Source organism: Halococcus sp. AFM35, from assembly GCF_051195015.1.
Lineage (GTDB): Archaea > Halobacteriota > Halobacteria > Halobacteriales > Halococcaceae > Halococcus.
In genome coordinates this window covers 13,516-25,280 of sequence record NZ_JBNTJU010000019.1, presented here as the reverse complement: position 1 = coordinate 25,280, position 11,765 = coordinate 13,516, and the positions used below count along the sequence as shown (strand labels likewise).

Sequence of the window (11,765 nt, the reverse complement as noted above, 5' to 3'; positions counted from 1 at the left end):
GCGAGAACAATGCTCGCACCACCGGACCAGCGCGGCGGTGATAGCTGCTGTCCGTGGTGCCTCGCCGCAGCCGAAACCTTCCAGCACCACGGCGACGACCGCGCTCGATGTGGCTACTGTGACGCCAGTATTCCCCTCGGCGTGGACTGGTACGAGCGCGACGAGAAAATCGTTCTGTAAACCTGGTTGCTCACTGCCGATGAGCAGCCGCAAGTAGCCGTCTCAGCGGTCCCGGCGACACACTATTATGATAAACGTTAGCTCGTAACAGACAACGACGACCGACTCACCGCTCCCCATACTTATTCAGTACCAAAACCGAAAGACAGCGATAAGCGATTGATAGGATAAAGGAAAGAATTTAATGTATTGTGGCTATTACTGTGAGGTAGAGACAGACCGGCCCCTCGGGGCACTTTCGAGCGAAAGGAAGTGCCCGCGTGCGAGGACACGCGGGCCGGCTGTCTCATGGAAGTGGACAACCATGACAACGAACGCAACCCGCGAACAAGAACCCGACGCATCGCACGCCAGCCAGCAGCCGACCAGCGAAGCCGACGCCAAGAGCCACGAGACGGTTCACACGACCGACGACTGGGCGCTCGTCGTCCGGGCCGATGGCCGCGTCGAAGCCTGCACACACTGGCCCAACGGCGATCCGAAGACGTACACGACCGCCCCGACCACCGAAGCCCCCGAAGCGAGCGCGACCTACCGCTACGGCAAGACCATCGAAGGCGTTCTCGCACGCTATGCTCACGAAACCCGCTTCGAGCGCGACCCCAACGACGGTGAACACGGCGCGGCGCTCCGCCGAGGTATCATCGACGCGCTGTGTGCGCTCGCACCAACGACGTTCCCCGACGGCACCGACGGTCAGCCAGTCGGCGTCGTGGTCGTCAACGCGCCCACCGGCCCCTCAACGCACGTCGTCAGCGAGAGCGCCACCGACACCGGCACTTACGCGACGTTCTACCCGTTCGGGGACGCCAGCGGCGCCACGGAGGCAGACCGATGAGCGACCGCGACGAGTGCCGCAATCACTCGTGCAGCAACGACCCGCGCGGCGGCGGTGGCTTCAGCGGACGGTTCTGCTCGACGCCCTATGAACTCAAATACGAACACGTCCGTGCTGACGCTCGGGAGGCACGCCGTGACGCCCAGCGGGAAGCCCGCCGGGAGGACGGCCTATGAGCGTCCTACCGAGTCTTGGGAGCGTTCAGTTCGTCCTCGGTGCCACGGTGTACGCCTACGAAGATGGGCGCGTGGACACTGTTTCATGGGGCGAACACGGCGGCATCGGGCTTGTCGGGTTGGGCGGACTCCGCAGACTCGGCGAAGACGAACAGGAGACCACAGCATGAGCGAGCGCGAAACGGCCACACTCACGCCCGCGATGCTTTCCGGTACACCCGTCGGTGGTCCGGGCGGCAATGGCCGTCTGTAATACGTGCAATCGCCGGCTGACCGACGAAGAAACACGAAACACTAACAGCATGATCGAGGACAGCGAAAACAAAACGATAGAAGCCCTGGTGTACGAAGAAATTGATACCATGACTCACCAGTTGAACGAAGCCGATCTCAGCGACAAGCGCGCAGACCGTATCATGATCGATGTGAACCAGCGGGTGGACGAGCGAGATAACGACCGATGAGCGACATCAACGAGGAAATGCCGTGGCTCCCAGCTGACATCGACGAGACGTTCGATCCCCTCGCACACGCCGACGTGGAGATCGACACAGAGACGCCGATCGCCGTCACCCCGCGTGGCGGCGCACGCGAAGTCGGTCGCAGCTGCTATCAGGTCGATACCGAGTTCAGCACTGTCCTCGTCGATTGCGGACTCAATCAGGGAACCGGCGACTCGTTCCCTGATTTTCGTGGACTCGAACCGGGCAGTGTCGGCGCAGTGTTCCTTACTCACGCTCATATCGATCACTCCGGCGGGCTGCCAGTCCTCGAAGCCCGCGGCTTGCTCGCCGACGATGCCCCGATCATCGCCACCCCACCCACCATCGAGATTGCAAAAACTCTGCTCGAAGACTCGCTGAAAATCCATCGCCGCGAGAGCCGTCATGCGGGTGAAGAACAGCAGTACGTCGAGAGCCACGTCGAGGCCATCTTCGAACGGTTCGAACCGGTCGATTACGGCGGTGGCCGTGCCGAAGCCCTCGCCGATATTCCCGACGAAGATCCACTAGTCTTCCAGATGGGCAACGCCGGCCACCTGCTTGGCTCGGCGTGGCTCATGCTCCAGACCAATGGCTATCGCACGGTGTTCTCCGGTGATCTCGGTGGACGTGCGCCCCATCTTCCGGATATCACCGCGCCGCCGCAGGCCGACCTGCTCATCCTCGAATCCACCTACGGGTCGCTCCACAGTCACACCTCGATGAATGACGCCCAAACGGACCTCTACAACGCTGTCAAACGTGCAGTACAATCCGGTGAACCCGTGCTGATACCTACCTTCGCCGTCGGCCGGGCACAGGTACTCATGCTGATGTTCGCCAATCGGCTACATACGCTCTCAGACGATATCCAAGACCGGGTGCAGCTCGTCGTCGACGGGATGGCAGAGGAAGCCACCGACATCTACCACCAGTTCGCGACGAACGCGAGCTTCATGGACGAATCTATCGTCAATCGTGTCGAAAACGGCACAGCGAAGCCATTCCTTCCCGATGATACTGCCTTCCCCGACACCGACAGTCACCGACGAGCAATCCTCAACGATGCAGCCCAGTCAGGAGGCAGCGTCCCGATCATCATTGCACCGTCGGGAATGCTCACTGGTGGTAACTCCCCGCGTTATCTTACCGAGTTCGCCGCTCGCTTCGGCTCAGCGAACATCTTTCTCACCGGCTATCAGGCCCAGAACACCACCGGACGCGTCCTGCAAGATCAGATCAAGGCCGACAAGGACGAACTCACCTACACGGTCACCAGCGAACCACTCGGCACCGACTGGCCCTCCACGTCGAACATCGTGCGGACCACCGTCGAAGAAGAAGGTACCACCAAGCACGTCACCCGAGCGACGATCCCCGCCGACTGGGTGAGCACAATCGACGGATTGAGCGGCCACGCCGCCCAGTCCGGACTGCTAGAATTCGCTCGAACGGTGAGTCCCGAGACGGTTGCGTTGATCCACGGCCCAGAGTACGCCCAAGCCGATCTCGCCACGCATCTTGCCAAAAACGTCGAGAGTCTATCGGAGGCAACGCGCAGCCGGATGCTCACGCCGATTGCCGTCTCGCGGGATATCGACGTTGACACGCCAGCGCTTACGCCCGAGCACTTCGACGGTGACGATCTCTCCATGCCCGAGAAAATCGAAGCCCTCCAACAACAGCTCTCCTCGATGAGCGAAGACCTCGCCGCTGCTCGAAACGACACCAGCCCCTCCGAGGCCGAAATACGCCGCATTGTTCGAGACGAATACGAGAGCCAGCGAGATAACGAAACAGCGAGTAGCTGACAATCCACTCCACCCGTAGTGTAGCACACATTTATGCTTACGGGAGTCGTATGGACAGTTAGAGTATGACAACCCTGAGTATTCGGGTGCCGGACGACTTGAAAGAACAGGCCGACGAACTCGGCTTGAACAAAAGCGAGGTCATGCGGTCAGCGCTTGCCGCGGAGGTCAACCGCCACCGCCGACAGCGAATGGCCGAACGGCGGGATCAGATCAGCGCACTCGATATCGACCTCTCAGACGAAGAAATCGCTGCGGCCGTCCGCAAAAGCCGCGATGAGGATGCTCGATGAGCCAGGGCGACGAGTATCTGCTCGATGCCAGCGCCGTTGTCAAACTCCTCCTTGACGGCGAGGACGACCGAGCGTTTGGACACTCCGTGCTCGAACTCGCGTTTTTCGAAGTTGCGAATACGCTCTATCGGATTGCCGCTCACGAACAACGACTCGAACGTGACGACGCCGACCTCCTCGTCGAACAGGTCGCCGACCTTCGCAACGAGGTCGACGTCCTCTCGCTACAGGATGCTGGCGGGATTGCCCGAATCTACGAGGCAGCGTGGGCGACCTCACTCACGGTCTATGACGCCGGCTACGTCACGGCTGCCGCATCAACCAGCCGGACGCTTGTGACGACCGATAGCGGCATTCACGACCACGCGCCCGCTGATCTCACCGTCAGCAATGTTGACGCACTCTGAATTCGGAGAAGTGACGAAGGTATATCGAAAATGCCCAGCTGGAAATAAACTGGACTGCTAGTGACTGGAGTCCCAACAGCGGTAGAGGAGGGTGCCATTCACTCTGAGGAGTCGGGTCTAAATGTCCAAGAGGGCGCTGGACCGTAGAGTCGTTCGTCGGTTTCGTCAGCGTAGGGCATTCTATCGGGTGTTTCGAGAAGTTCGAGATACAGTCCCCACTCCACTCGGCAATACACGTACCTCAAGCCCTCTGTCGGCCCGCTATCGTTTGTCTGCGGCTCATCGAGAATCCTCACATCATCTCGGTCCGCCATTGTCTCTACTGCTGTCCCGAGGTCTTCGACTTGAAGAGCGAGGTGCATCCCTCCGACATCGGAATTTTTCGGCGGCGTTTCATCTTGATCTGGAGCGTCCCACTCGAACAGTTCGAGGTTCATCGTCGGCCCACATCGTAACATCGCCAGTGATGCTCGTGCATCGGGATGGACGTCGAGACGCCGTTCCATTGAATCGCCATCAGGGTCACCGAACGGGCCCTTGCGATACAGCACGTCGCAATCGAGAGCATCAACGAAGAATGTAACTGCTTCGTCGAGGTCTGGAACGGTGACTCCAACGTGATGAACGTTTCTCGCCGTCAATGGATGGTTATTCGTCACACCATACGCAAGGAAAGGAGACCATAGTTTACTTTCGAAGGAGGACGATACCGTCACCTATCGAATTGACTGGCTCCGCGATGAGAACGTCAAACCCGACTTCCTGGGCGTGATCAACAAGCCAACTCATGCTTATCAGATACTCATCATTGCGGGCAAGGACATTGTCACCGGCTTCCAACTCGTGGTCACGTGAGAACTCACCAACCTCTTGAGCATGTTCGATGTCATCTGGCGCGAGACCGTCGAGAGCAGACCAGAATGTTGACGCATACGATTCTAGGCCTCGATTAGCCCATTTCGTTCGAATTTCTCGATCAGCGAATTCGTTTCGAGCATCGCTCGCCAAAAATGTCTCAGCGACACAGACATAGCCTCCATCTGGCAGAGAAGTGTAGCAGTCTTTGAGGAATTCGGCCTTTCGCTGGAGAGGATCAGGGATATGGTGAAATGAGTATAGAAAGAACACCATTTCCGGGAGCGAGTCCGTCTCTTCCACATAGTCAATCATATCCGCTGTTTCAAAGGCAAGGTTCTGGAGATCGTGGTCCCCAACTTGCGCTCGGGATTGCTCAACAACCTCTTCTCGATTGTCGATACCAAGCACTTCAGTTGAGGGATGTTCTTCGGCTACTCGCACAGCAGACTGTCCCGTCCCGGATCCCATCTCCATCATCTGATCAGGTTCGATATAAGAGATGAGGTCCAGAAGGTTGTTCTGCAAGGCCAAATAGTGCGATGTTTGGCCGAGATATTTTTCAAATACCTCGTCTGAGGTATAAAAACTCGGCGTGCCGTCGTAGTCACTCATAGCCACGCTTTCAGTTCACTCTGCAAGTCTGTAAGCAATCCGGTACCCGGGATAGACAGGCGAGGGGATTGTGTACAGGTATCCGCTGTAGCCTTCGCTGTGAAGGGGACGGAGATCGGAATGCTGGTCGGCTTCAATATAGTCAGGAGGGTTCGAGAGACATTTCCACCGCTGGTCTTCTTCACCGAGGAATTTCTGGCAATCAATTCCCACGAGTCCTGCCTTGTCTACAACGCCAAATTGGAGCTGGTCAACGCCCTGCGGGTAGCGAGTAAGCGAGATGGTCTGATCTAACTCGCCCTCTGGATAATGAGCAAGCTCATTTGGCCAACTGATGCGATAGTATATCGTCAAGGATTTGCCTGGAGGCAATGGATTCGGAAAGTAAATCGCGACCTTCTGCTCAATCGCTGGTTGGTAGTCGCTAAGATTCTCGATTTCCAATCGCTGACCGTCGAGACCCCCCAGAAATGCCGCGAGATCCATATCCTCAAATGTGATTTTGGTGTCACCGCTTTCCTTGTGGAAAATGGCGTTTGTTGGGGTTGTTCCAGTGTTCTTGATCGTCAACCTTCGATAGCTATGCCAGTCATCATTCGGTGTATCGAGAGCGTCGATACGTTTCAGACTCTTGTAAACGTGCGACTCATCAACTAACTCTGGGTCGTTGTTCTCCAGACTATACGATGTTGCCAGACGACCCCGACGCATCTTCAGAGCAAGTTCATTCACAGTGGGAGAGCCAGAAGAATCAGTCTGGTCGGGTTCGATCCGCTTACCGACGGCTTCTGCGACCTGATTCAGGAGATCAGCATGGCGTTGGCCTTTCTCTGTCAGGAGAAGGCCTCCGTCCTCGAACGTGATCGCATTTCGTTCAGCAAAACGGTCGGTGAGCTGGCGAAGTTGTTGTTTCGATGTGCTACGGTCGATTTTCTCAAGCCGATTTGTGACATCGCGGGCAACCTTATCGGGGTCAACAGACTGTGGAGCATCGCGGGAACCACCTATCACACTCCTGGAAGCTAGCGAATCCAACAACAGAAACGGTACGATGCTCCGTGAGCCATATAGAGGCGCGAGTCGTGCCGCAATTCGGTCCTTGCCAGATTCAGACCCCCAATCGACAGTGTCCAGTTCGGTTCCCAACTGACGGGTGTCAGCTACGATATCAACAATTTCTTTCCCCAAATTCGTGAGTGTGTGGGTCCGACCAGACTTCTCGATAAGAGCAATATCGAGATTGTCGAGCTTGAGCGACTGGAAGGAGCTTGAGACAGTCGATTGATCTCGATTGATGACATCAGCGATCTCCGTCTGAGTGGTTGCAATGCCACTGTCGAGAAACACCATCGATGCTAACGAGGTCGGAGTTACTCTCTGCAAGATTTCTCCGGTAGTGTCGAGGAGGGGAGTCGGCCAGTCTTGACGACGTAATCGGGGCACCATTTCCGTCATGGCCAGTAATATGGACGCAGTATTCGCCCGACGAAAACGTTATGGATGCAATACCGATTTCTATGGACACAATATGACAATATTCGGAACGTTTAATCCCATGACGAGGCTATCGAAGAAGTATGATCCCGAGCAAAGACCCAACCCAAACCAACCAACATCAGTTGGGATCGGTGACATCCACATCGCTCGGCATAAATGGTTTATACTCCCTGACCAATAACCCTATCACGGCCGGAGATATGTCACAAGTTGTGCCGGGTCGGAACCGTGACGAAGACAGCGGGCGCTTCCAAGAGGAGTATCCACCAGAGGAAGTAATCGCTGCAATTCAGAACCAAGACGGCTACGCCGGAACCGCAAGTATCGCCGACGAGATCGGGGCTACTACTGAATCAGCCTACGTCAAGTTGCGAGCCATGGAAGATGAAGGCTACGTCGAAAGTCAGCTAGTCGGACAGAGTCGCATATGGGAAGTCACTGAGGAGGACACTCAAGAGGAGTAAACATGGGTCTCAGAGAGTATCGAACAAGAAGCCACGAAGCGAGTGTCAGCGTGTCCCACCACGCCGACAAGTGGCTTCTTGCACCGCAACGCAGGACCGCGATTGGATGCGAGGTTCTGCTTTGTGACCAGTTGAACTGGTCTTGTAACCACGGAACGCGCCCCACCGCCCGGCAGAGCGCAGGGCGCGTCGCCGAGACGGTGGTGGCTCGCCCGTGAGGCAGTCTATTACCTGCGGGCTTTTGGCTCTATCGCTCATCACGCCATCGTCTATGAAGGCTGTTGGAAGGCCTTCACGCGCCAAAATCTGCCGTTCGAATGTTGAAACAATCCAACATAGGCAGTACCAACCGACGTAGTTCAGTCAGCACTCACTCGTTCGCGGTTTCATCGCCTTCAATAGGTGAGCGCACTCATTCGGTATCCGACCATCCCAGCTATGGTCGCCGAAGACAAATAAGTCGCAGTAAGCAAGTATGTGAGCAATCTGGAACTGGCCTGAACGAGAGTCGAACGAAAGGGGTTCTGAATGAACACATTGACATTCTAACTTCTTCAGACTATCTATTCAGAGCGCGTGAGGGCATCAATCCCCAACAGGAGAAGGTGGTGGTCTGATGCAACTCGATGCTTCCGGACGGCTGCTCGGCAGTAGCGTCTCCGAGACATCTAAGTGTGCCATCTGTCACGGCACTGCCGAACGCCTATCGAGCGCGTGGCAGGGCGAGGGCATCGCCTATCACAACTACCAGTGCCGGACTGATCGCTGTCCAGCCACCGGCACGATCGTCGAACACGACAGCGGCGAGCGCAAGCAGATCGGCCCTGTGTTCGGCGACCACGATCTCGCCGTCCGACTCGTGACGCGCGACCGTTCGGACGCACCGACCGAAACAGTGGAAGGCCGCTCATGAGCAGCTTCGCGTCTCCGAACACACACTGCGTTTCCGCTGTAACAGGTGGAACCGCTCGGACAGGAGGCTGGGGGTGAGTCAGTATGGCGGCTGTCGGTCTCACCTCTACAATCAGTGCCACGGCTCTCGAAACGTGCTTACTCTATCGAGCCGAGCGCGCAGGGGATTGCACCAAGAACGGCACTGTCCGCGTCGAGTGCTGCCAGAGCAATGGCGACCACAAGGAGACCTGTGAGTTCCGGCGGGATGTCAGGAGGGACGGTCGATGACCGGTTCCGATCCCGAACCTGGTATCGAGGTCACCGGTCAGTACCCCGCCGAAATCGACGTCACAGTCCGACCTAGCGAAGACGACACGTGGGCACCGACGAAGTTCCATCGGGAACTCTTCGATACCGACGGGAGCCAGCTTGCCGACCGCCTGTGCGAGAGCATCCAAGCAATCGGGCAGCGGGCCGCGTCAATCGAGAAGTTCTATGCTATCCTTGAGCGCAACGATGTCGATGCGCTCGATGGCGGGTACGCCGATCTCGCCGTCGAGATCGCGAAGGGGAGAGACGATCTCAGACACGAACTCGTTCGCACGACGCGTCAACTCGGCGGCCAGACGAGCCACGACGTCCGGACGAGTCTCGAAGATATCGATAGGGGTGACCCAGCACTGTTCGCCGCCGCCCAGGACGTGACACCTACTATCGCCATCTCACTGGACGGGTTCACGAGCGTGCGCAATGACCAGCGCCAAGCAGTTCTCGCACTCGTTCGCGCTTACGCGCGTGGGTGTCGAGTCGTCTTCGTTGCCAGCCAGATCGAACGAACGTTCCTCTGGCACAAGCATCGCGAAGAACTTCCCGCCAGCGTTAAAGACGACTGCAAGCCACGCCTTGGAGAACAGGTCACGCCAGCTACCGTCGAGAGTCACGTCGAGGATGCCCGCGAGGCGTTCGCTCCTGATTCCAAGCCCGTCGCGATCCTTCGCACGATTGCCGCCGAAACCAGCGAGACGACCACCTATAGCGCGCTCGCCGACGAGATGAACGTCGGCCGTGGGACCATCCGAAACCACGTCTCGCAACGGCTTGTTCCACAGGGACTCGTCGAACGCTTCGATCATCTTGAGACGGCCCACGTCTCGCTCTCGCATATTGGCCGCGAATTCTTAGATGCTCTTGATAGCGAAATCGGCGTCCAGAGCGAGATCGGCGATTGCGTTAAGACGACCGGAAATCCTTGCGACGATAGCCGTGTAACCCCGCCCGCACACGAGGGCCGCCACCACCCCTCTGCGGAGGCGGAAGCGGGAGCGGAGGCTGTTGCGGAGCCGGATGATTCGAAAGAGAACTCTCGTCACGCTAGCGCCACCGCCACTGTCGACCGCCACCGCCTGCCGTTTTCACATCAAGTGCGGTCGGCTGCACGCCATCGCTACGCGGCTGCTGCCGGCTGTGCTTCTGAGGGAGCGATGACGCTCTGTGACTACCCGATCGAAGAGAAATCCGACCGTGCCGAGCCACATCATTACTACGATCCAGACGCTGATCGTCTCTTGGTCGGAGCTGAATACGATAACCCCATGCAGTGGTGGGTGTGTGTTGCACTGGCGTTAACCAACGCAAGGACGTTCCGCCACGCTCTCACCCACGAGCGCTTCGAATCGGGGAAACTCGGTGATTTGCTCGCCAACCACACCGACCTCTTGCGGGAGCTCCGCTGTCTCGGCTATCTCAAAGACGCCGACTCGACGCCCGAAGCCTACACGGAGGCACTCCTCAATGCTGCCGAAGACCTTCGAAAGCTCACCAAGCACTACCATGATGGCAACTACGAGAACGAATCGCGTTTCCGCGGTGAGATCACTCGCGAAGCGCTCGGCCTCGCCGGAACCATGGTTCATCTGCTGGATCTCGCCGACATCGACGTGGTTCGAGAAGCACGCATTCCCCGCTACTCGAAGGATTTCAAGGCCGACCAGAAAGCCGACCTTGCCAAAACGCTCTGTATCGGCGCGTCGATTCAATCCCGATATGGGGAGTTCGCCGCTCACCGACAGCTGTTCGAACTGCGGAAGCACAAACGTGAGAGTACGTCCTCACCGACGGTCAACGCTGACGATCCGTTCGGCGAACTCATCGGGTCGTTCGTCCTCGTCGGCAAGAGCGTCGAGGACTTCGCCGACCGTCTTCGGCGACACCTCTCGAATCGAGAACCACGCGACGACGCACCGGAGTTTGCGATTCGTGTGCCTATCAAAACCGCCACGGAACGACGACACACTTCTGCCACCGTGACCGTCGCATGCCGTCAGAAAGACATCAGACCGACCCGTGCGGCAACCTCAATGTTCGCAGCCCTTGCCGGGACGCCCTACGATGTGGCGAGAGCAATGCACAGCCTGGAGTCGGAGACGAAAGCACCGAACCGGGAGCTTCGCCTCGACGAGGTGCGCTTTGCGCTCTCGACACTCGCTGCCAAACGGCTCCTGCCAGAAATGTCGAAACCAGCACTTTCGAGGACTATTCAAATACTACTGGTGGCGGAGACACCGCTCAGACAGAGTGAACTCGCCGACAGAGCAGATGTCTCGGCACGCTCGATTCGCAAGTATGTCGAGCGGCTCAAAGCATTCGATTTTATCCGCGAGACCGACGACGGGTGGCGGTTCGCGCTGCCGTTCCACATCGATGAGGAGCGCGGGAAGACCGTCCTGCCGTGGTTCGTGGCAACCGCGGATGACGACCAAGAGCGGGGTCAGGATACTCTCGTTCGGGATGTGCTTGCCGAGGCGGTCTCTGACCTACTCGACGTCGACCGCTATGCCGATCCGGACGATCCAGTGGGGGGTGCGCTGTTCAGTCCACCGGGAGAGTTGATACCGGCACTCCGTGAGGCGTGGGGGTGGCTTGGGCCGTGGATACGGGCGATTCAGATACTTCTCGATGCACCGGGCGGTTCACCGTCGAAGAATGTGACCGCGACGGTTGGCATCGAACCTAAGCAAGGGAGTGTCACTGCAGCAGCCGGAGGTGAGTAGAGTGTCGGATTCCGCTCGCTACAGCCTCTCGTTTGACCGGACTGTCCGACCTGTGGCGAACCGAGTGAGTATATCCCTGAAATCGGTGGTGGGCTTGTCCGTTCTGTGGTCGTCTCGCCATCGAATATACTGATACAGCGGATGGTTCGGTTCTCGATTACCTGCCGGGCGGCAATGACCCAATGAAGAGTATCAAGGTCCTC

General features: G+C 57.8%; 14 protein-coding genes. 11 read left to right on the top strand and 3 right to left on the bottom strand.

Features of this window, described 5'->3' with window-relative positions; all coding sequences use genetic code 11:
• Positions 1-9 precede the first annotated feature (9 nt).
• The 8 genes from ACQUQO_RS13605 to ACQUQO_RS13570 all read left to right on the top strand — a co-directional run bounded on the left by ACQUQO_RS13605 (position 10) and on the right by ACQUQO_RS13570 (position 4,187).
• Positions 10-180, top strand: coding sequence for a hypothetical protein (locus ACQUQO_RS13605; RefSeq protein ID WP_435078565.1), 171 nt, complete (start codon positions 10-12; stop codon positions 178-180).
• A 304-nt stretch (positions 181-484) separates the two neighbouring features.
• A complete protein-coding gene (locus ACQUQO_RS13600; RefSeq protein ID WP_435078564.1) occupies positions 485-1,018 on the top strand; it encodes a hypothetical protein in 534 nt (177 codons plus the stop codon).
• The gene (locus tag ACQUQO_RS13595; protein ID WP_435078563.1) at positions 1,015-1,194 is read left to right on the top strand and encodes a hypothetical protein; all 180 of its coding nucleotides are present in this window, start codon (positions 1,015-1,017) and stop codon (positions 1,192-1,194) included. Before ACQUQO_RS13600 ends, ACQUQO_RS13595 begins: the two co-directional genes overlap by 4 nt.
• On the top strand, positions 1,191-1,364 hold the full coding sequence (locus ACQUQO_RS13590) for a hypothetical protein (protein WP_435078562.1): 174 nt from the start codon (positions 1,191-1,193) through the stop codon (positions 1,362-1,364). Before ACQUQO_RS13595 ends, ACQUQO_RS13590 begins: the two co-directional genes overlap by 4 nt.
• 132 nt (positions 1,365-1,496) lie before the next feature.
• Positions 1,497-1,658: a hypothetical protein gene (locus tag ACQUQO_RS13585; RefSeq protein WP_435078561.1), complete on the top strand. Its 162-nt coding sequence runs from the start codon at positions 1,497-1,499 to the stop codon at positions 1,656-1,658.
• Positions 1,655-3,487 carry an MBL fold metallo-hydrolase gene (locus ACQUQO_RS13580; RefSeq protein WP_435078560.1) on the top strand — a complete coding sequence of 611 codons (1,833 nt, stop codon included), beginning with the start codon at positions 1,655-1,657 and terminating at the stop codon, positions 3,485-3,487. The genes ACQUQO_RS13585 and ACQUQO_RS13580 overlap by 4 nt, the downstream gene beginning before the upstream one ends.
• A gap of 65 nt (positions 3,488-3,552) precedes the next feature.
• The gene (locus ACQUQO_RS13575) at positions 3,553-3,780 is read left to right on the top strand and encodes a type II toxin-antitoxin system CcdA family antitoxin (RefSeq protein WP_435078559.1); all 228 of its coding nucleotides are present in this window, start codon (positions 3,553-3,555) and stop codon (positions 3,778-3,780) included.
• The gene (locus tag ACQUQO_RS13570) at positions 3,777-4,187 is read left to right on the top strand and encodes a type II toxin-antitoxin system VapC family toxin (protein ID WP_435078558.1); all 411 of its coding nucleotides are present in this window, start codon (positions 3,777-3,779) and stop codon (positions 4,185-4,187) included. Before ACQUQO_RS13575 ends, ACQUQO_RS13570 begins: the two co-directional genes overlap by 4 nt.
• Before the next feature lie 98 nt (positions 4,188-4,285).
• Here ACQUQO_RS13570 and ACQUQO_RS13565 read toward each other — a convergent pair whose 3' ends face one another.
• The 3 genes from ACQUQO_RS13565 to ACQUQO_RS13555 are packed head-to-tail and all read right to left on the bottom strand — an operon-like array spanning position 4,286 to position 7,007.
• A complete protein-coding gene (locus ACQUQO_RS13565; RefSeq protein ID WP_435078557.1) occupies positions 4,286-4,828 on the bottom strand; it encodes a VOC family protein in 543 nt (180 codons plus the stop codon).
• Positions 4,829-4,874: 46 nt separating this feature from the next.
• Positions 4,875-5,657, bottom strand: a complete 783-nt coding sequence (locus ACQUQO_RS13560; RefSeq protein WP_435078556.1) for a class I SAM-dependent methyltransferase — start codon at positions 5,655-5,657, stop codon at positions 4,875-4,877.
• A 15-nt stretch (positions 5,658-5,672) separates the two neighbouring features.
• Positions 5,673-7,007 (bottom strand): hypothetical protein, encoded by a 1,335-nt coding sequence (locus tag ACQUQO_RS13555; RefSeq protein WP_435078555.1) that lies wholly within the window; start codon positions 7,005-7,007, stop codon positions 5,673-5,675.
• Positions 7,008-7,354: 347 nt separating this feature from the next.
• Here ACQUQO_RS13555 and ACQUQO_RS13550 point away from each other — a divergent pair, with 347 nt between their 5' ends.
• The 3 genes from ACQUQO_RS13550 (at position 7,355) to ACQUQO_RS13540 (ending at position 11,562) form a co-directional block, all read left to right on the top strand.
• On the top strand, positions 7,355-7,618 hold the full coding sequence (locus ACQUQO_RS13550) for a transcriptional regulator (RefSeq protein WP_435078554.1): 264 nt from the start codon (positions 7,355-7,357) through the stop codon (positions 7,616-7,618).
• 616 nt (positions 7,619-8,234) lie between these two features.
• Complete coding sequence (locus ACQUQO_RS13545) at positions 8,235-8,531, top strand: hypothetical protein (RefSeq protein ID WP_435078553.1); 297 nt, start codon at positions 8,235-8,237, stop codon at positions 8,529-8,531.
• Positions 8,532-8,796: 265 nt separating this feature from the next.
• On the top strand, positions 8,797-11,562 hold the full coding sequence (locus ACQUQO_RS13540; protein WP_435078552.1) for a hypothetical protein: 2,766 nt from the start codon (positions 8,797-8,799) through the stop codon (positions 11,560-11,562).
• Positions 11,563-11,765: the final 203 nt, after the last annotated feature.

Coding starts and splice junctions, on each gene's coding strand:
- ACQUQO_RS13555 (WP_435078555.1), bottom strand. CDS start 7,007: ATGGTGTTTCTCGACAGTGGCATTGCAACCACTCAGACGGAGATCGCT.
- ACQUQO_RS13575 (WP_435078559.1), top strand. CDS start 3,553: ATGACAACCCTGAGTATTCGGGTGCCGGACGACTTGAAAGAACAGGCC.
- ACQUQO_RS13550 (WP_435078554.1), top strand. CDS start 7,355: ATGTCACAAGTTGTGCCGGGTCGGAACCGTGACGAAGACAGCGGGCGC.
- ACQUQO_RS13540 (WP_435078552.1), top strand. CDS start 8,797: ATGACCGGTTCCGATCCCGAACCTGGTATCGAGGTCACCGGTCAGTAC.
- ACQUQO_RS13570 (WP_435078558.1), top strand. CDS start 3,777: ATGAGCCAGGGCGACGAGTATCTGCTCGATGCCAGCGCCGTTGTCAAA.
- ACQUQO_RS13580 (WP_435078560.1), top strand. CDS start 1,655: ATGAGCGACATCAACGAGGAAATGCCGTGGCTCCCAGCTGACATCGAC.
- ACQUQO_RS13590 (WP_435078562.1), top strand. CDS start 1,191: ATGAGCGTCCTACCGAGTCTTGGGAGCGTTCAGTTCGTCCTCGGTGCC.
- ACQUQO_RS13600 (WP_435078564.1), top strand. CDS start 485: ATGACAACGAACGCAACCCGCGAACAAGAACCCGACGCATCGCACGCC.
- ACQUQO_RS13545 (WP_435078553.1), top strand. CDS start 8,235: ATGCAACTCGATGCTTCCGGACGGCTGCTCGGCAGTAGCGTCTCCGAG.
- ACQUQO_RS13605 (WP_435078565.1), top strand. CDS start 10: ATGCTCGCACCACCGGACCAGCGCGGCGGTGATAGCTGCTGTCCGTGG.
- ACQUQO_RS13585 (WP_435078561.1), top strand. CDS start 1,497: ATGATCGAGGACAGCGAAAACAAAACGATAGAAGCCCTGGTGTACGAA.
- ACQUQO_RS13595 (WP_435078563.1), top strand. CDS start 1,015: ATGAGCGACCGCGACGAGTGCCGCAATCACTCGTGCAGCAACGACCCG.
- ACQUQO_RS13560 (WP_435078556.1), bottom strand. CDS start 5,657: ATGAGTGACTACGACGGCACGCCGAGTTTTTATACCTCAGACGAGGTA.